General features: G+C 46.0%; 21 protein-coding genes and 1 pseudogene. 5 read left to right on the forward strand and 17 right to left on the reverse strand.

Features of this window, described 5'->3' with window-relative positions:
• Nucleotides 1-68: 68 nt before the first annotated feature.
• The 5 genes from HY200_06950 to HY200_06970 all read right to left on the reverse strand — a co-directional run bounded on the left by HY200_06950 (nt 69) and on the right by HY200_06970 (nt 3,459).
• Nucleotides 69-329: a hypothetical protein gene (locus tag HY200_06950; GenBank protein MBI3594682.1), complete on the reverse strand. Its 261-nt coding sequence runs from the start codon at nt 327-329 to the stop codon at nt 69-71.
• A 75-nt stretch (nt 330-404) separates the two neighbouring features.
• The gene (locus HY200_06955; protein ID MBI3594683.1) at nt 405-617 is read right to left on the reverse strand and encodes a pyruvate ferredoxin oxidoreductase; all 213 of its coding nucleotides are present in this window, start codon (nt 615-617) and stop codon (nt 405-407) included.
• A gap of 49 nt (nt 618-666) precedes the next feature.
• Complete coding sequence (locus HY200_06960) at nt 667-1,350, reverse strand: 2-oxoacid:acceptor oxidoreductase family protein (GenBank protein ID MBI3594684.1); 684 nt, start codon at nt 1,348-1,350, stop codon at nt 667-669.
• 2 nt (nt 1,351-1,352) lie between these two features.
• Entirely contained in the window at nt 1,353-2,264 is a 912-nt protein-coding gene (locus HY200_06965; GenBank protein ID MBI3594685.1) for a ferredoxin oxidoreductase, read from the reverse strand.
• Nucleotides 2,257-3,459, reverse strand: coding sequence for a ferredoxin oxidoreductase (locus HY200_06970; GenBank protein ID MBI3594686.1), 1,203 nt, complete (start codon nt 3,457-3,459; stop codon nt 2,257-2,259). Before HY200_06970 ends, HY200_06965 begins: the two co-directional genes overlap by 8 nt.
• 305 nt (nt 3,460-3,764) lie before the next feature.
• On the opposite strand from HY200_06970, the gene HY200_06975 reads away from it, so the two are divergent.
• Together HY200_06975 and serB are read left to right on the forward strand one after the other, a co-directional pair.
• Nucleotides 3,765-5,174, forward strand: coding sequence for a Do family serine endopeptidase (locus HY200_06975; protein ID MBI3594687.1), 1,410 nt, complete (start codon nt 3,765-3,767; stop codon nt 5,172-5,174).
• Between the two features lie 5 nt (nt 5,175-5,179).
• Entirely contained in the window at nt 5,180-6,376 is a 1,197-nt protein-coding gene (serB, locus tag HY200_06980) for a phosphoserine phosphatase SerB (protein MBI3594688.1), read from the forward strand.
• Nucleotides 6,377-6,417: 41 nt separating this feature from the next.
• Here serB and HY200_06985 read toward each other — a convergent pair whose 3' ends face one another.
• From HY200_06985 to HY200_07030, 10 genes are all read right to left on the reverse strand, one after another.
• Nucleotides 6,418-6,915 (reverse strand): hypothetical protein, encoded by a 498-nt coding sequence (locus HY200_06985; protein MBI3594689.1) that lies wholly within the window; start codon nt 6,913-6,915, stop codon nt 6,418-6,420.
• The gene (locus HY200_06990) at nt 6,912-7,442 is read right to left on the reverse strand and encodes a toxin-antitoxin system YwqK family antitoxin (GenBank protein MBI3594690.1); all 531 of its coding nucleotides are present in this window, start codon (nt 7,440-7,442) and stop codon (nt 6,912-6,914) included. The genes HY200_06985 and HY200_06990 overlap by 4 nt, the downstream gene beginning before the upstream one ends.
• A 39-nt stretch (nt 7,443-7,481) precedes the next feature.
• On the reverse strand, nt 7,482-8,045 hold the full coding sequence (gene mtnB / locus HY200_06995; GenBank protein ID MBI3594691.1) for a methylthioribulose 1-phosphate dehydratase: 564 nt from the start codon (nt 8,043-8,045) through the stop codon (nt 7,482-7,484).
• Nucleotides 8,046-8,097: 52 nt separating this feature from the next.
• Nucleotides 8,098-8,763: an MtnX-like HAD-IB family phosphatase gene (locus tag HY200_07000; GenBank protein ID MBI3594692.1), complete on the reverse strand. Its 666-nt coding sequence runs from the start codon at nt 8,761-8,763 to the stop codon at nt 8,098-8,100.
• Nucleotides 8,757-9,953: a 2,3-diketo-5-methylthiopentyl-1-phosphate enolase gene (locus tag HY200_07005; GenBank protein ID MBI3594693.1), complete on the reverse strand. Its 1,197-nt coding sequence runs from the start codon at nt 9,951-9,953 to the stop codon at nt 8,757-8,759. The genes HY200_07000 and HY200_07005 overlap by 7 nt, the downstream gene beginning before the upstream one ends.
• Nucleotides 9,954-10,059: 106 nt before the next feature.
• Entirely contained in the window at nt 10,060-11,409 is a 1,350-nt protein-coding gene (locus HY200_07010; GenBank protein MBI3594694.1) for a hypothetical protein, read from the reverse strand.
• A 7-nt stretch (nt 11,410-11,416) separates the two neighbouring features.
• Complete coding sequence (locus HY200_07015; protein MBI3594695.1) at nt 11,417-11,857, reverse strand: phosphate ABC transporter substrate-binding protein; 441 nt, start codon at nt 11,855-11,857, stop codon at nt 11,417-11,419.
• Nucleotide 11,858: 1 nt separating this feature from the next.
• The gene (locus HY200_07020) at nt 11,859-12,920 is read right to left on the reverse strand and encodes a hypothetical protein (GenBank protein MBI3594696.1); all 1,062 of its coding nucleotides are present in this window, start codon (nt 12,918-12,920) and stop codon (nt 11,859-11,861) included.
• A gap of 38 nt (nt 12,921-12,958) precedes the next feature.
• Nucleotides 12,959-14,368 (reverse strand): diguanylate cyclase, encoded by a 1,410-nt coding sequence (locus HY200_07025; protein ID MBI3594697.1) that lies wholly within the window; start codon nt 14,366-14,368, stop codon nt 12,959-12,961.
• Nucleotides 14,365-14,799, reverse strand: coding sequence for a response regulator (locus HY200_07030; protein MBI3594698.1), 435 nt, complete (start codon nt 14,797-14,799; stop codon nt 14,365-14,367). The genes HY200_07025 and HY200_07030 overlap by 4 nt, the downstream gene beginning before the upstream one ends.
• Before the next feature lie 189 nt (nt 14,800-14,988).
• Between HY200_07030 and HY200_07035 the strand changes: the two genes are divergently transcribed.
• The 3 genes and pseudogenes from HY200_07035 (at nt 14,989) to HY200_07045 (ending at nt 17,584) form a co-directional block, all read left to right on the forward strand.
• Nucleotides 14,989-15,735: an HAD family hydrolase gene (locus HY200_07035; GenBank protein MBI3594699.1), complete on the forward strand. Its 747-nt coding sequence runs from the start codon at nt 14,989-14,991 to the stop codon at nt 15,733-15,735.
• 17 nt (nt 15,736-15,752) lie between these two features.
• Nucleotides 15,753-16,115: a VOC family protein gene (locus tag HY200_07040; protein ID MBI3594700.1), complete on the forward strand. Its 363-nt coding sequence runs from the start codon at nt 15,753-15,755 to the stop codon at nt 16,113-16,115.
• Between the two features lie 4 nt (nt 16,116-16,119).
• Nucleotides 16,120-17,584 (forward strand): annotated as a pseudogene (locus HY200_07045) (fumarate hydratase).
• Here the strand turns inward: HY200_07045 and HY200_07050 are convergent.
• Entirely contained in the window at nt 17,574-18,278 is a 705-nt protein-coding gene (locus HY200_07050) for a VIT1/CCC1 transporter family protein (protein MBI3594701.1), read from the reverse strand. The pseudogene HY200_07045 and the gene HY200_07050 sit on opposite strands and share 11 nt — an antisense overlap.
• A gap of 34 nt (nt 18,279-18,312) precedes the next feature.
• Nucleotides 18,313-19,188, reverse strand: a complete 876-nt coding sequence (gene ispH / locus HY200_07055; protein MBI3594702.1) for a 4-hydroxy-3-methylbut-2-enyl diphosphate reductase — start codon at nt 19,186-19,188, stop codon at nt 18,313-18,315.
• Nucleotides 19,189-19,243 lie beyond the last annotated feature (55 nt).

The following is a 19,243-nucleotide window of genomic DNA, read 5'->3' on the forward strand; positions in this document are numbered from 1 at the left end:
TGGTCAAAGTCGGAAATGAGAGAGGTGAGGAGGAAGGGTTTAAGAATAAAAAATCCTGAAAGAGGACATCAGGATTCTTTGTAGTACGATTCGGATTCTTTTTCAGCCATCGGGTTACTGATTTTCTCAACGTAAAATTTTGCCCAGCTCAATAAAATCGAGGCACTGTCTTTCATGGCTTCTGAACCGTCAATGATGGGCTGAAGCTTTTCGGCGGAAAGACCCTTGATACGTAGCTCGTCTGCTTTACGATCATAGATCTCCGAAAATGCCTGTAGGGCCTTCAATAGCTTTGTTAAAGATTGTTCTATTTCGGGATCGATGGTCATGAATGGGTCCTTTCGAAAAAAAGGAGAGATTCCCTTTAACGGAAATCTCTCCTGATCAATAGCGTTCTTATTTTCTTATCTCATCACCATGGTGATCGCATCGTGTTTTGCATTTTTGCAGACAACCACGCAGAGCTCGCATCCTTTACAACGATTTTCCACGACATAGGCTTTCTTTTTGGCTGGGTCCAGCTTCAGTGTATCCGCTTCAGGGCAATAAAGGATACAAAGCCTGCAACCTTTATTGGCAATACATTTATCATCTTCTACGAAAGCAACTGCGTACATTCATTCTCCTTATAATCTGGAATTCAACGGGTTATCATCTGCACTTCTCTCACACAAGCATCGGAACCTTGAGAGACTCTGCCCACGCTTCTCCAATGTCATAACCCTTCTGGATCGTCTGGAGATTTTTCTGAAGAAGTTGTTCCTTTTTGGCGAATTTCTTCTTGATTGCTTCGTCAAGGGTCGCGGTGCCGCCGGAGGCAACATATTTCTTTCCAAACCGGTCTTGCAGGGCCTTGTCCATGGATTCCATTTTTACGACTTTCGTCGAACCCACCAGCGCACCAAGCATCGCCATATTCGTGGCTAACTCTGTCCCGGCGACATCGACCGCAATTTGAGTGGCATCTATGTATAGCAGTTTCGCATCCAGATCATTCAGCCTTTCTACGTCTTCCTCACTCAAGATGGGATGATCCGTGTTGATAATCACGATTCCTCCCCGCTTCAATCCGGAATAAAACGGCATGGTGTAACATTTTCCCTGGGTATAAACCTGCGGATGATAGAGCATAATGATATCGGGATAAACAATCTCACCCCGGTCATAAATTTTTTGATCTGCAATCCGAACATAACTTTCCGCCGGAGCCATACGCTTTTCAGCCCCAAAGAAGGGATTCGAGATCGCATTTCTTCCTTCTTTAGAAACAGCGGTTGCCAAAACATGCGCCGATGTCACAGCGCCCTGACCTCCCAGTCCCGAGATCCGAACATTGATTCTTTTTCTCATTTTTATTTTACTCCCGCCGGGGCCGGGGTTCCGATCTTGGGAGCCGCAGCGGCCTTTTTCTTGGCATCTAATTCAGCAAGATAGGCTTTTGCTTCGTCTGTCATGTATTCCCTAAATGCAAATCGATCACTGGGACCCTCGGAATCTCTCATCTCCTGAAGGCCTTCCATACTCTGCTTTCCGATTTCAAGAATACATGGCGTATAAATCTGCACATAAGTCGGTCCAATGGTCCTCGCGATCATGACCGCATTTTTCAATACCCGTTCAACAAGATTTGGCTTGCTGACGGTCAGAATTGCCACATAGGCGCATCCGGATTCTTTGGCAATTTCAGGCATTCTCACTTTATTAAATTTCTTGCCCTGCGGGGCCATCTTCATCACGAAACCTTTTTGGGTGAGGCCGCTCTCCTGGCCTCCGGTATTTGCGTAAAGTTCGTTATCAAAACAGATTGTCGTGAATTTTTCCTGGCGAAACCAGGATTGAAGAGTCATATCAAGACCGATATCGACCGTTGCGCCGTCACCGGCCAAAACAACCACATCCTTTTCCTTTTCCGGAAACCTCAGTTTCAGGGCTCTTTTCAGGCCAGACGCAACCGAGTTCTGATTTCCAAAAAGAGAGTGAATATTGTGTACTGCGACATGCGGGAAAACAAGGCTTGTACATCCTGTGGAGCCGACCATCACCGTATCTTCAGGGTTGGGCAGGGAAGCGAGAACATAGCGAAAAGCAATTGACTCCGGACATCCGGCACAGAGGGAATGTTCTTCAATTAACTCCTTCGCGCTCCCGATATCTTTCCAGCCTCGACCTTCTTTTCCATAGGTCGCATCGGCGACAAGCTCCCGATATTCAACCGGCATGATATCTTCCAAAGAAGGACTGATCTTTATCTTATCTTTACCCATGGACGAGCTCCTTTTTTCTAAGATGGATCTGCTTTTTAATTTCCTCGACGATGATTTCAGGTGGCAAGGTCATGCCGCCCGCAACATGCGGTCCCGCGATCACGCGATCATTCCGATCGATCGATGCTTTGATTTCTCTCGCCATCCAACCGCTGACGTTAAACTCCGGCACAAATATCAACTTTGCATTTCGGGTAGCGCGGCGAATCTCTTCAGTGGGAAATGGCCGAATGGTCTTAATTCTGACAATCCCGACTTTCAATCCTTCATCAGCCATCAGACGGATGGCTTCCCGTCCCTGGGCCACGGCAGTTCCAGACGAAACAATTAAAATATCTGCGTCGCTGTTTTCTTCTTCGATCAGACCTCCCAGATACTGGATCGAGTATTTTCGCGACCTTTCAATTGCGGCCCGGACTTCCTGCTGCCAGCTGGCATGGGTCGCATAACTAATATAATTACTTTTCATCACAAAAGGATCTCTCATCATCCGGACCGGAGGTGTCTCCATATCCATGCAAGGGACGGGCGAGCGATATGGATCATAGGGGGGAATACAGATATCAGCCCCGGTCAACGAGACCATCTCCTTCGTATGACTGACAAAGAACCCATCGATACAAACGGCAATCGGAAGATGAACATCGGGCTGTTCCGCTACGATAAAACCCTTTAACAGCATGTCAAAGAGCTCCTGGGCGGTTTCCGCATGCCAGATAAGCATGCCGGTGTCCAGAAGAAAGGACATTTCGAGCGTATCCGGTTGAATATTCAATGGGGAATTAACTCCTCGAACCATCACATTGATCATGATCGGTAGCCTGGCACCTGACCACATCGGAAAATTTTCAAACGCGCGCAAAGTCCCCGGCCCGGAGGTCGTTGTAAAGACCCTGGCCCCCCCAAACGCCGCACCGGCGCATTCACTCATCACGCCGAATTCATTTTCACCTCTAAAATAATCTCCGACATAACCCTCTGTCCAAAGTTCACCGATCAGAGCAGAGGCTTCGCTTTGGGGAGTGATCGGGTAAGCGATGGAAATATCAACGCTCGCTCTCCGGATCGCCTCCTTCACGACTTCGCTCCCGGTCAAAAAATATTCTTGTCTGGGAGCCTCAAAAAACATATATTCCGGCTTCACAAACTTCTGCCCTTTTTTATTCAATGTTCCTATGATATTATTGCCAGCCATGAGTCATTCCTCCCCTTGTCGAAGCAGTCGTTTATTTTTATCTACTCGAAATACTGTGCTAAAAAAGAGTTAAATCTTAGTCAGAGCCTTGATCAAAGTCAAGAAGAAACTTGCCAGGAATCATACACTTAAATGACTGAAAATACATTAATACCAGTACAAAAATGGTTAATCTACTATCCCCAATTTTAGTGATAAAGTGGACTCGAGTCAACAAGAATCGGATTTTGACCCTATTTTTCTTTAGTATAGATCTGGATGAATATGATATAAAGGATAAATTATTGACTTAAGGAGGTTTTTCAATGCTTTTAATGAAGTTCAAGAGGTCGTCAAAATGGACACATTTAATCACATTTTTACTGGTCTCATTCAGCATGATCATGATTATTCCGGCTTCGGCAAAAAGCGCGGGATTGGATGAAGCGGTCAAGACTCTCGAACAATTTCAAACGATTTTTATAGAAATCGCGGCTAAATCCAAACCTGCCGTCGTCAATATCTCCCCGGTCCAGACCTCTTCACATTCCGCAAAATCAGACGACTCGAGCCCCGAAAGGAAGCGCCCCGATGTTCCTCAAGGCTCTGGATCCGGCGTCATTATCGATAAAAAAGGAACGATTATCACCAATCAGCATGTGGTATCCGATGCAAAGGAAGTGGAAGTCCGGCTTTCAGATAAACGCAAATTTATCGGCAAAGTGATCGGACGAGACAATGATACGGATGTGGCCGTGGTCAAAATAGAGGCGCCGGGAGACCTCCCCTCGCTGGCCATCGGAGATTCAACCAAGGTGAAAGTGGGTCAATGGGCAATCGCCGTTGGAAATCCTTTCGGATTAGAAGGGACCGTGACGCTCGGCGTTATCAGCGCAACGGGTCGGGAAAGCGTCAATCTCTCCCGGTACGAAGATTTCATCCAAACGGATGCGTCCATCAATCCGGGCAATAGCGGGGGTCCGCTTCTCAATTTAAAAGGGGAAGTCATTGGCATCAATACGGCCATCATCAATTTTGCCCAGGGCATTGGATTCGCTATCCCCTCCAACATGGTCCAGGAGGTCATTACGCAATTAATAAAGACCGGAAAGGTAACGCGGGGATGGCTCGGAATAGGGATCCAGGAAGTCAGTTCTGATCTTGCCGACAAGTTTCACATCAAGGAGGGAGAGGGCATTCTGGTCAGCGAAGTCTTTGAAGGGGAACCTGCTTTTAAAGCCGGCGTTCAGCCAGGCGATATTATCACCCGGATAGATGGCCGGGAAATTACTTCAACCAGCACACTATCACGCATCGTTGCCAGCATCACTCCGGGAAAGAAAATTGAATTGGCTATACTCCGGGACGGGAAGGCGAAAAATCTACCCATTATTTTGGGAGAACGAAAGGAAGATCCGAAGCTCGCAAGCGTACAGAAACAGAATGAGACACTTCTCGGAATTACGGTGACCGAAATCACGCCTGAGTTAAAAGAGAAATACAAGCTTAAAGCAGATAAAGGTGTTCTGATCACCCGGTTGGATCCCGACAGCCGCTTTGAGATTGAGGGTTTGAAGGAGGGAGACGTCATTAAGGAACTCAACAAACAGAAAATTGAAAGCGTCAGTGAATTCAACGAAGCAGCAAAAAAAATAAAAGAGAGTGATTCTCCTCTCATTTACATCAACCGGGAATCGAGATCATTTTTTATCGTACTTAAAGCAAAAGAAAAATAGCCAGCATGAGTCAGACATCTCCTCAAATACTCATTTCGGTGTCAGGACCTGACAAACCTGGCATTACGGCCGGACTGGTCGGCCTCATATCCGAGATGGGTGCGAATCTGCTTGATATTGAGCAGGTGGTTACCCGTTCTCTCCTGTCGCTTTCCATGATCGTGAGCCTCGATCCGGGCAAAAAGAGTCAAGATCTCATTAAAGAACTGTTGTTCAAGGCCCATGAACTTGGCATCCAGGTTCGATTCGATATCCTTGAGGAAAAGGCATTCGATAAACTGGCCCAAAGGCAATCCTATGTCATTACCTGCCTGGGTGATGAAGTCAACGCAAAAGTCATCGCAAAACTCAGTCTTCTCCTATTTGAAGAGGGAATCAATATAGAGAAAATCGGCAAATTGACTGAGGAAAAATTAAATTGTATCGAAATGATCATCAATGCTGAAAAAACGATTCATCCGCGCGACATGACCAAAAAATTACTCCATTTAAATGCAGAGTTTGGCGTTGACATCTCTGTCCAGAAAGAAACCCTCTTCCGGAGAGCAAAGCGGCTGATTGTGATGGATATGGATTCCACACTGGTCCAGATGGAAGGAATAGATGAACTGGCAAAGGAGGCGGGCGTCGGCCTTAAAGTGGCCGAGATCACCGAACGGGCCATGAACGGAGAACTCAATTTTAAAGAAGCGTTGAGAGAACGTGTCCGGCTGCTAAAGGGTCTTCCCGAGGAGACCCTGCAAAAGGTATATTCCCGGATTCCCTTTACGCCGGGTGCAAGAGAACTGATCCGCATTCTTCAAAAAATGGGGTATAAGACGGCTGTCCTGAGCGGAGGATTCAGTTATTTTACCGATCGTCTGAAGAAGGAACTCAATCTCGATTATGCTTATTCCAATCAATTGGAAATCATCAACGGAAAGTTGACCGGCGAGGTCGTCGGGGAAATTGTCGATGGCTTGAAAAAATCTGACCTTTTGGAAGAGATTGCAGCCAAGGAAGGAATTTCACTCGATCAGGCCATTGCAATCGGCGACGGGGCCAATGACCTGATGATGATCGGTAAGGCCGGGTTGGGTATCGCATTCAACGCCAAGCCGAAAGTTCGTGCGGCCGCCCAGCATAGCATTACCCGAAAAAACCTTGATTCAATTCTTTATCTCCTTGGAATCAGCGACAAGGATATCGCTCAGCTCAACTGATTTCTATTTTCGCGCAGGCCTTGTCGTGTGCTTAATCGCTTTTATTTGATCGGCATACGACAGTGCCGGGGAAGCCTTCGAGAGAGCTCTTCCCCAACCTGGTTAAAGATCTCCTGCTTAAGCCCTTCCTGAACCTTAGGGAAAAGCTCTCTTTCCTCAAAGCGGACATGGTGAACAATCAACTCGGAAAATCGAATCAGTTTATCGACCTGCCGGCGATCTGCATCGGGAAAATCCCCATGAGGGCCCGAAATTTCGAAGTAAAGTCGAGTTATTTCCTCAAACTCACGGTTCAGAATTTCTAATTCACTTTTAAACTGAATCTCTTGATACAAAGATAGAAATAGAACTTCCTTTTCCACCTCAATATGGAGCCGCAACACGCCGTCCCAAATCCGTTTACTCTTTTCTATAAGTTCCTTCACCGAATGACGATAAGCGGGATGGTCTGTTGTCAAAGCCATCTTGACCCGGTCGGCATAGACCAGGAGTTCGTGATGTCCCCAGGAAAGAGGAACCAGTCTTTTATCGCGTTTCATTGAATTCTTTCAGACTTTCCTTCGCGATGGTTCCAAACCTCCTGAATGAGGCCCTTTGCATCATAGACCCTTGTTTCGCCAATCTGTTTTCCTTCCTGAAACTCCCCTTCGACTCTCACGACGCCGCTGACATAATATTCTGTGGCCCTGCCGTGCGGTTTACCCTTTTGATAGTTCCATTCTCCTTTAATTTCTCCCCCCTCATAGTATTCACGGATAACCCCCTCGCGTTTACCATTGCGATAGTTCCATTCCGACTTCAGGAAACCACTTTCGTAAAATTCCCGGCCTTTGCCTACCGGTTTTCCTCGATGATATTCGCGCTCATTTCGAAGCCGTCCTCCTGAGTAATACCCTTTGGCCATCCCTTCCAAAATGCCGTTTTTAAACCTCAATTCACTTTTCAATTCACCTGTTTCAAAGTAGGTGCGCAATAATCCGTCCTTGCGGTCTTTCTTCCACTCCGTTTCCGATTTAATTGAACCATCCGCATAAGTTTCTCTCTTGATCGATCTATCTCGATTCATTTTTCTGGTTTCGCCCGAATTTAAAAAAAAACGATGTGATTAATCGGGCCGCCTCATTTCGAGCGCGAGATATTCAAACAGGAATTCGAAAGCTTCCACATTTCGCTTCGCTTCATGGAGCGTCGCGCCCCAGGCATATAGGCCATGACCCCTGATCAAAATGCCGGGCGTCGACGACTGGATCACTTTTCCAGCCGACCGGGCCAGTTCCTCCAGGTTGCTCGCATTGGGAACGATGGGAATTCGCACAACGGGATTGTCGCCTCCGATACCCAGTCCTTTTATCATCTCCAAATCCTGTATTAAAAACAGATCCGGATCCGGTGAGTGAAGTGAGATGTAAGTATTATAAAGTGAATGGACATGCAAGACCACACCGGGAGAACACTTCCTGTAAATCTCGGCATGAACCCCGACTTCAGCCGAAGGGCTGAGATTCTTCAGCCCTTTTCTCCCCTTCTCCCTCTTCACCTCTCCTCTCTCATTGACCCGAATAAAATCGTCTGCTCGATTGATCGATTTATCCCTCCCGCTAACCGAAATGAAAAATTCAAGAGGGTCATCCTGAACTCGGAGAGAAAAGTTTCCGCTCGTAGCTCTCATCCAGCCCCGGGACGCAAAAAGACTCTTGACACCGCCTAGGTCTTGAAGTGTTTTAGAATAACGAGGGGTCATCTCTCAGGGTCTGAATCACATCATAAAATTCATTGAATGGAACGGCCGGAATGCCGATCTTCTGGCATTCGGCCATCAGGGCATCACGGGCGAAAACCCGGTCAGCCACCGTGGCCGCTCCAAAGTCTGTCACGCTGTCCCCTAAGAGAATGCGAAAGAACCGGGAAGGATCATAGCGCCGGATAAAACTTGTTTTGCAGATTCCGCAATCGAGATGACAATAGGAATCGCATGGACTGTTCCAGTTAATCCGGATATTCGCCCCAGAAAAGTCACCCTGATTGCAAAGGATGTTTTCCCGAGGAATGACTTTTTCCAACAAGGGATAGATATAGAAGTCGATCCCTCCGCTCAGGACCTTGTATTCGATTTGCATTTCCGAACACCAGTGCAGAAATTCCAGAAATCCCGCTCTAAAAATGGTCTGTTTTTTTACAAAGGCGATGATTTCCTCCTTTTGACTTGAACCTAAAAGTGAAAACATCTCTCCAACACCCTTCCGGACACTGATCTGGCGTGAAAGAGTCAGATCCTTTAACTCGATCCAGCTTTCAGGAGCAAATCTTTCCATAATGGCGATCAAGCTGTCTTTTTCTGTAATCGTCCCGTCAAAATCCATAAAAACAAAAGGGCGTCTGCTTAACATGACTTCCAAATGGAGAGAGCCTCTTTTAGAGCAGGTGACTTTTCTGCGATGCGGTTAATCTCAATCCCTTCGCTGAGTCCATTGATGGCATCGAGAAAAGCCTTCGCCCCGTTGCGGGTACCGGAAGGGTGATGATGTATGCCTCCTCCCGCATTGACCACAACGTCTTTGCCAAAATCGATCATCATTTGCGGAATCATACCGGGATGAATCCCCGCTGAAGGGACCGGAAAGGAACTTTTAAACATCGATTTTTCCGAGAGCCGTCCGGCGATTTCAAGCGCATCGTCTTTAGGCAACGAAACGTTTCCATAGGGCGATGGAAACAAGGCCAGGTCCGCACCCGACATTCTCATCAAACTCCCCAGCAGCAGCGGAGCGGAAATGCCATGCCGCGAAGAAGGGTAAAAGCATCCTGCCAGTGCGGGATGCGCTAACAAAATGACATTTATTTTTGAATGCTCTGCCAACTCCTGCATGACATTCCAGCCGTAGGCCAGCACGTTCACCAGCAGGGCGTTCGCTCCTTCGTCCACCAGGTGGCACGCTGTTTCTATTAATTTACTGGGCGGGGCTGACAAATTCACGGCGTAAAGGACCTGACGATTTTCGTTCCGTGAGATATCATCGATGACCTTCCGGCAATGTTTCACTCTTTCAAGCCGGTCTTTCTCGTCAAAATTGATTTCGTCGTCTTTCACGATATCGACACCACCGCTCACCTGCTCTCCAAAAGCCTCGGCATATTCTTCCGGAGAAAGATCAAATCCGCTTTTAAATATGCTCATCAGGAGGGGCCGGTGGAACTGTCTTAAGTGTTTCCGGACTCCCTCGATTCCAAATTTCGGACCTGGAAATTCTTTGGCCATTTCACTGGGAAAAAAGAGATCGACCAGTTTGATCTCTCCGTCCATGGAAAGCTTTCCGAAAACGGCAACTAGAATCTCACTGAGTCGAACAGGGAAATTCGATATCGGAAATCCGATTCTTAATTGAACTTTTTCTTCCGAATTCAAAAATACATTTTCAGAACCGAGATAAACGCCGGCATATCGGGATTGCCGATCTTGCTGGGCGGACGAAATGCCGCTCCAGGAGCCAATGGTCATTCCCAGGGCTATTCCCCGTCCTCGTTTATCCGGATCCGGACACCGGGAAGCCGGAATCTGGTAAGTCGCGATGACTTTCATTTTCGATCTTTCTCTGAGTTACTCAAGAATGGTGATGTCTGCCGGATATTATCTAAACCATTACGTCAAGTCAATGGGAGGCAATTTGAAACGGAGAACGCAGGCTTCAGGCGAGATTTTTGGGGAGAGTAAAGAATACAGTTGCGCCTTTTCCTTTTTCAGATTCAATCCATATTTCACCTCCCGCCATATCGATGATTTTTTTTACTATTGAAAGTCCTATACCGGTTCCCTCGACGGCGACATCTTCAAGTCGCTGGAACACACCGAACACCTTTTTATGGTAGGCGGGATCAATACCAATTCCGTTGTCTCTGACATAATACTCAATTCTGTCTCTGTCCTGCCATCCCCCGATACTCACTTTCGGAAATGCCTGGTTCCCGACAAACTTCACTGCATTGGAAATCAGATTTTGGAAGATCTGTTGAAGCTGAGTTCGTTCAAAGACAAGGTCAGGGAGGTCACTTTCCACTGTCACTTCCACGTTTCTGGATTTAAATGATTCCTGGTTAATCAGGAGGAGATCCTGGAGGACTTTCGAGACTGAAGCCATCTCCATTTTTTCAGATTTTCTGCCGGCTCGCGACAGGAGAAGCAACCCCTGAATCAAGTCTTCCATAAACCCTGCATTCGCGATGATCCTGTCGATATAATATTTTCCCTTTTCGTCGATCTGTCCCCCGTAGTCCTTTTTGAACAACGAAGCCATCCCCTGCATTGAAACTACAGGTGATTTCAAGTCATGTGACACGGTATAGACAAATGCCTCCAGCTCTTTAACCTTTTTCTCCAGCTTTTCGTTGGATACCGTTAAGCTTTTATTGAGAAAGAGTATATACCATAAGAATCCGCCGATAATAATGAGTCCCAGGACAACCGTCCCGATTTCGATCCGAAGCGTCAGCAGAGAGTTCTCTCTTGAACGGACCAGTTTCTTTCTAAACTCGTCCTCTCCCAATTTACTGAGCGTCTCGTACATATCATTGATTTCCTTTGCCTTTTTGCTCAGTTCCGTGAGCACCGGCCTGGAGCTTTCAAATTTCATCGTTTTCTGAATTAAATCCTGCCCGACCCGGTTCGATAGCTGAATATAATTCAAGGTCTGTTTTTCAATCTGAGTGTAAAATTCTTTTTCCTCAATATAGGGCTGAGTCTCCTTGAGAAGGTCCATCAGCTCCGAACTCGCCATCTCGACCCTTAGAAATGCGTCCCAGTCTTCTTGCGTAATCGCGTAGTAGAACTGAGACTGAATTGATTTGATCTGAATTTTTAAAAGGGTGCTATTTTGAAGAAGTGGATAGGTATTTTTCTGTATTTCCAGGAGGCTTGCCGAATTATTATTCGAGACCATGACCGTAAAGAGAAGGCCGCTCACAAAAATAAGGCCTACCAGGAGGGGAATATATTTTTTTGGATCGATCCAGAGATGAATCCATTTCTTGAGCTTTTCCATTAGAACCCTATCGGTCTCCGGTTATCTGGACCTTCCTGATAGTGGCATCGAGATTTCTGGCGTGAATATAGGCGATTGAACCGGGATGGGAAGCGACATATTCCTTGACGAGCTGTTCGTTTTTCAATTCTAAAGGGGGGACGCCGCGTCCGGTAAAAATCTGTTGAACCCAATAATATTTTAAACTCGAAAGAGATTTGTTCAAATAAGTGATATCGAATTTTTCACGTAACGGATCCGCTTCATCGAGATCCACCGGAATAATTCCCTTGCCGTCTTCCCATTCCTTTTTTTCACCGAGATAAATGGATTTGAGTTCCGCATCGAGAATCTTGTTTCGCCGATTTTCAGGCGAAACGATGATGACGATCTCTTCGTCCCCCGTCGGCAATGCCGGACCAGGAAACATGGCTAACATAAACAGGAGATAAAGAACGGTTTTTTTCATATTAAAACAGGAACGTGACGGTTGTTATAAAAATATTCCAGTTCTCTTCCGGAGAGGGATTTGGAACTTCCGAATCGAGCAATGCAGCGCCCTGTACGAAATGGAATTCTCCTTTCCAGGTCAGAAAATCGGAAATACGATAGTTGAGACCTGCGACGGTCTCTTTCTGATAATCGGTGATCAAATTATCCTTCCCGCGTAACGGATAGAACAGGTCATACCGAAGGACTGGCAGCCAGGCATCATTGATCTGATAGGTCATTTCAACATAATAACCCACGCTCGCATTGCCATTTTCCTCCTGATGCAGGGCGTATTCGCTCCTCAAATTAAAATGACTGAGGTAGCGATATTCAAGGGAGACTTGATAATGGGAGAGTCCGATATTGGCCAGAGATTGAGGCGAAACAATTAACCCGCGAAAATAACTCAGGCCAAGTTTCAAATTGTCCTCGGGTGAAAGAATCCAGACTCTCGATCCCACCAGGTTTTCGACCTGAAGATGTGTCGCGGTATCTATATCTCCCCCGCTCCTGCCTCCGAAGAGATCATAGGTCAATTTCAGATTCCTCTGGTTCAGGCGTCCTGTAAACGATATGCCTTTGAGTTCATCGGGAGACAGGTTCGCCGTATCCAGGTAGATTAACGGCAGGATTGAAGTCGGGAGAATCGGATAAACACCGCCTATTTCAGAATAGATGCCGAGAGGCATTTTGACCTTTCCGATTCTGATCTGGAGGCGGTCATTCAGGTAATATTCGCCAAAGGCCCACGTCACTTCCACTGCGTCCTTAATATCGGAATAGGCAAACAATTTTAACCAGACTCTGAAATGGGGATCGACATCGGCTTTCATCACAAGGTTCAGGGCGTTGAAATTAAATGTCCCCTGTGTATCATTGGGGCCCAAATAATTATTCTTGCTCGTTATGTAATATCCCTGCATTCCGAACCCATCGATTCGAAGGGAATTGGTGACCTGCATCGACAGGCCTGGATGCGGATTCACCAGGGCGATAAACATAAAGACAATCCATCCGTAAACAATCATTTTCTTATTCATATTTGATTACCTTTTTATAGAATGAAATATACCCGGCGCTAAGAGGCTTTGACAATATCCTGATATTTGCAAATTCTGTTTCTTCCATTTTTTTTGCAATAATAGAGGGCCTCATCGGCCGCATTGATTAGCCCTTCTGTTCCCCCGGAATCATGTGGAAAGGATGCGATTCCGATGCTGACTGAAAGGTGCTCGCGGACCTCATGAGGTAATAGGAAATGTCCTCCGTTGACCGCCTTCAAAACACGATCGGCGACAAGCTTCGCCTGACTCCCGTCAGATTCCGGCAAAATAACCACAAATTCCTCTCCACCATATCGAGCCATCAAATCAAAATTCCGAATACATCCCTGGATTCTATTCACGGTCTCGATAATGACCGAATCGCCGGAGGGATGACCATAGGTATCATTAATTCTCTTAAAATGATCAATATCGATCATCAGCAGCGAAAATGGGCTCTGGTTTCTTAAGCTTCTCTCATATTCAATTGAAAATCGTTTTTGAAATTCCAGTCTGTTATTCAGTCCGGTCAGACTATCCGTAACGGCCTGCTTTTCCTTCTCTTGAATAAAACGGGCGTTGTCAAAAGCGACACCTGCGTTAATCGTCAATGTCAACAGCGCATCCAGATCTTCCTGAGTAAATCCCAAACCATTATTTCGATTCAGGCCGACAAGGACTCCTCCAATTTTCCCCTGCTGAATCAGCGGGACCGAAATGAGCTGTTTCGGCATTGGTTTGATCTCGGGCGTCTCATTCCAGAAAGGATCCTTTTCAGGGCTATCCGTTATGAAAGGTTTCCGGTTAAGATATGAAGTGCCAAGGAGTCCGATTGTGTCTATTTTCGAATTAAAAGCGGCCCATGCCATATCCACGCCAAAGGAGGAGGTAAAGTTGATCTGAGCGCTTTGGGGATCGATTAAGAAAAGGATGCTTCCCTCACATTCCAGCAGGTCGGAAACTCCTTTGACCAGCATATTGGCCAGTGTCTCCAGATTTCTTTCAGAAGTCAGGGACAATGAAACTTCCTGCAACTTCCTGAGTCTGAGAGAGGATTTCTCCAGTTTCTCTTTAAGTTGACTTTTCTCAATGGCCTTTTGAATGACTCGCGGAATATTCTCAAAATAATGTCCCGTCTTGATAATATAATCGTACGCTCCCAGTTTCATGGCTTCGACCGCAATCGATTCCGCCCCCTGTCCAGTCACCATAATAACGGGAGTTCCGGGATATTTCAGATGGATTTGACCCAGGACTTCCAGCCCTGTCATGGTAGGGAGACTGTAATCCAGTACAACCGCATCAACCCGATTATTTTCCAAATAGTCCAAAGCCGCGACACCCTCTTTCGCCGCTTCAATGGCATATTCCGGAAGAGCCTGCTCGCACGCCCTTCTGATCAAAAGCTGCTGATCTAGATTGTCTTCTATCAACAAAATCTTCAAGCGCTCTCCGGTCCTCTATTGATCTTGGTCCAATATTCTTTAATCGACCGGACTTTCTCATAGAATTCTTCAAATTTGACAGGCTTTACAATAAAACTGTTGACCCCTAACTGGTAGCAGCCGATGATCTCTTCGGACCGGTCTGAAGTCGTAAGCATGATAATGGGAACATTCTTAAGATTGTCATTTTCCTTAACCTTTTTAAGAACTTCCAGACCGTTTAATTTGGGAAGCTTAATATCAAGTAGAATGAAATGGGGCAGTTGGGACATTTTATTTTTTTCAATGAAGAGCAGGTAATCCAGTGCCTCCTGTCCATTTTTCAGCCACTGAATCCGGCAGGGAAAATTCTCATCTTTTAAAGCTCGAAGGGTCAATTCGGCGTGGTCGGGATTGTCTTCAACAAGAAGTATTTCCATATTCTTATTCATCGCTTTTTCCATCCATTTCTCCGGGACCGGTCGGATTGAACGATATTTCGGAAACGGTATTCTCTCTCATCGTGTTCTAAACCCATGGAAAATGTCCTATTAAATATTATCAGCTCTCATCGTATTGTCAAATGACCCATTTCCGGGTCATATTGACAACTCCGTCTTAAAACCTTTATGATAAAAACAATGAAAAAATATCAGGTGGTTATATTCGACCTCTTCGGAACGCTTGTCCATTTCGATGTCTCCAGGCTCCCCCTTTTCGAGTTTCAAAATGAGGAAATACGCTGTACAACGCAGCCTCTGTATGAACTGGCATTCCAGACTCAAAATGGCTATTCGGTAGATTTCTTTCACCAGACACTTACCGATATTATTTTCCGTCTCAGAAATGAAAAGTCGCTACGGCTGAAAGAATTCAGTTGTTTAACCCGAATGAAGATCCTGTTAAGCCACCTGCGTTTTCCTGAAAACAACGAGACTGAAAGACTCGCATTTCAGATGAAAGAAACCCATATGAGGTGGATGAAGCAGTGCGTCTATCTGCCCGAGGGATATCGTCCATTTATGGAAAAATTGACGCCTCTTCGAATCGGACTTTTGTCCAATTTTGACGACACCACGACGGGCAAACAGATTCTGGATGAACTGGACCTGTCCCGATTCTTTCACACCATCCTGTTTTCAGAAGAAGCCGGTATGATTAAACCTCATGCCGATCTTTTCGGTCAGATCGTGGCGAGAATGGGAGTGACCCCCTCGGATGTCTTATTTGTAGGTGATACTCCGGAAGCTGATATACTTGGACCTAAGAAACTGGGGATGGGAACGGCCTGGATCAATCCGGGTCAATACCCGTTTCCGGATGTGGGACAGTCTCCCGACATCGAAATAAAAACAATTACGGAACTTGAATCGTATGTTCAAATCTAATAGTGAGGACTTATCCGATGTTTAATAAGATCAATTACATCACACTTGTCGTGAAAGATATGCAAAAATCCATCTCGTTTTACAAGGAAGTACTCGGCCTTACGGTCAAAATGAACATGCCGCAATGGGCCGAGTTCGAAATGGAAGGAACCTCTCTCGCGCTAACTCCTGAAACGGCTGAAACCAAGATTGACCCCATGAATAATGATTCGGGCATTTCCCTGGGGTTTCAGGTTAAAGACCTGGACCGAACCTATTCCGATCTGAGAAAAAAAGGGGCAACGTTTCCCATGCCTCCCATGGATCAAGGTTATGGTTTTTCGGCCACTTTTGAGGACCCCAATGGATACAAAATCACACTGACCCAGTCCAAATGGTAAAAATGTGAAACATTTAAGAAAATCAATTCTGGAACTTATTCGAAAAACCTCTACCGAGCTTCCTAAAGATATTCAGAGAGGGATTGCGAGCGGAGCCCAATCGGAAAAGTCGGATTCGCGTGGAAGATATGCCCTTGAGGTCATTCAGGAAAACATTCAGATCGCCTCCGACACCTCCCTTCCCTTGTGTCAGGATACCGGAACGATCACTTTTTATCTTCACGCCCCTGTGGGTTTTGACCAGGTTTCTTTTATCAAAGCGGCCCAGAAAGCGGTCAGCGAGGCAACCCGGATCGGATATTTACGACAGAATTCGGTCGACTCCATGACCGGAGATAACTCGGGAAATAATTTAGGTCCCGGAACCCCGGTTTTTCACTTTGAACAGTGGAAGAAGAAGTCGGTCGAACTCAAGTTGATCCTCAAAGGGGGTGGATGCGAAAATGTCAGCGCGCAGTATTCACTTCCTGACAGCAATGTCAATGCCGGAAGAGACTGGGAAGGCGTATTAAAAGTCTCGCTGGATGCCGTATTGCAGGCGCAGGGGAAAGGATGCGGTCCTGGCATTCTGGGAATTTGCGTCGGCGGGGACCGGACAACGGGATATGAGCATGCCAAAAAACAGTTTCTGAGATTCCTGGATGACCGTTCTCCTGATCCCTCTCTTGAAAAACTGGAACAGACGATTCTTGACATGGGAAATCAACTTGGAATCGGACCCATGGGATTTGGGGGGAAAACAACCCTACTGGGTGTGAAGGCCTCTAAATTGAATCGATTGCCTGCAAGTTTTTTTGTATCGATCTCCTATATGTGCTGGGCCTTCAGGAGGCAGGGAGTTCACCTCGATTCATCTGGAAAAATCAAGAAATGGCTTTATTAAAATGAGACTCACTCCCCCCTACACCGAAGAAAAAATAAGAAGTTTACATGTCGGAGACCGGATTGAAATAGACGGTATCCTCTTTACCGGAAGGGACGCCGTACATAAGTATCTCTACGAAGGGGGTAAAATACCCATCTCGCTCAACAATCAGATTATTTATCACTGCGGTCCGGTCATGGTCAAAGAGAAAAACCGGTGGGTCACAAAAGCCGCCGGTCCGACGACTTCTATTCGAGAAGAACCTTATCAGGCTGAAATTATCGAAAAATTCGGAATCAGGGCGGTCATTGGAAAAGGCGGAATGGGACAAAAGACCCTGAAGGCATGTCAAAGGTTTGGATGCGTCTATCTCCATGCCGTGGGAGGAGCCGCACAGGTGCTGGCCCGAGCGGTAAAGAAAGTTAACGGAGTCACGCTTCTTGAAAAATTTGGGACGCCGGAAGCGATTTGGGAATTCGAAGTTGAAAACTTTTCGGCTATCGTTACAATGGATGCCCATGGAAAGAGCCTCCATGAAGGCATTATGGCAGACTCCAGGAAGAAACTGGATGAGTTGCTTGCAGCACGCTCCGTTAAAGTATAAAAGAGATACCCTTGCCGATCAAATACCCCACCAGCGCTGCTAAACCTCCCAATAAAGTGACTTGCATACCGCTTTTAAACCAGTTCGTCTTGGTTAAAGAAGATTTTCCGACTCCAATCATAAAGAAAACGAAAACAGAAAGAAGAATGCTTGTCTTAAGCGCCAGAAGAGTATCCTCAAAAAAAAAGTAAGGTATCAAAGGGAAAATTCCGCCTGCCAGGAAGGTTCCACCCATGATCATCCCCGCTTTCATCGGATTTTCCATTTCTTCTTCAAGAATGCCAAGTTCTTCTCTCATCATAAACCTCACCCACAGTTTTTCATCGGAAGTAATTCGATTGACGATCATTTCGATTTCGTCCCGTTTAAAACCCATCTGGTCATAAATATCCCGAATTTCCTGCTTTTCTACTTCAGGAATCTCCTTTATTTCTCTTTTTTCCCGCGCGATCTCCTTGTAGAAAAACTCTTGCTGGGACTTGTTTGAAAGATAAGCGCCAATATACATTGCGACACCGCCTGCCGCAAGCTGGGCGATTCCCGTCAGGATGATCACCTTGGTTTGAAAAACCGCTCCGGTTACCCCTGACACAAAGCCGATTGAGGTGACCAGGCCATCATTCAGTCCGAAAATAACATCCCGAAGCAATTTTCCTTCAGGAGTGTGCCAATCTTCCTGGTGATATTTTTGCAAAATACTCATGATTGGGAGAATTGGAAAAAGAAGTTTATAAAGATCGATCTCCGGAGGACCCGAATGTCTGAACCTGTTCTACGACTTCGTCAATAAGCCATTGGGGCGTCGAAGCACCTGCAGTAATACCCACTTTCGTAACGGAATTGAACCAATCCGGTATCAGTTCGTCACGGGTCTCAATATAATATGTGCGTGTATATTTTTGACAAATCTCGGCAAGCCTCTGAGTATTACCGCTATTCCTGCCTCCGATGACCAGCATGAGATCGACCCGTCGAGCCAACTCGTCTGCTGAATATTGATTGCTTTTGGTAGCGCCGCAAATCGTATTTTTTATTTTCCAGTTCTTTTTCTGGCTTTCTTTTAAATGCTGTTCGAATCGCTTGAATTTGCTGTATTCCTGGGTCGTTTGAAAAACAATGCCAGCCTTTTCCGGATTGAGTTCCAGTAGATCATTCAAGTTCTCAATCACACTGACCTCTGCATCGGGACAGGCATGAAGGGCATGACCTACAATTCCTTTGACTTCCGCATGGTGCTTTTCACCGACGACAATCAAGTGGTATCCTCTTTTGCAAAATTCAATGGCATATTCCTGAACATCGACGACAAACCGGCAGGTTGCATCAATGACATTAAGATTATTTCCTTTCGCTTTTTCATATTCCTCCGGCGGAACCCCGTGGGCACGGATAACAAGATTTCCATCAAAAAACTCGTCAAAGGATTCCACTTTTTCAATTCCGTATTGATCCTGAAGCCTCTTGATTTCCTGAGGATTATGAATCAAGGGACCGTAAGACTTAGTCGGAAGCGTCGAGTGTGCAGCAGCCTCGGTGGCTTTGACGATGGCTTCCTTGACGCCAAAACAGAATCCTGAATGATGTGCAATTTCAATTTCAATCATTTTGTCTCACCTTACTGTGTTGTGGAAGGATGGCAAAGTATATCATCCGGTCAAT

Source organism: Nitrospirota bacterium (assembly GCA_016194305.1).
Lineage (GTDB): Bacteria > Nitrospirota > Nitrospiria > JACQBW01 > JACQBW01 > JACQBW01.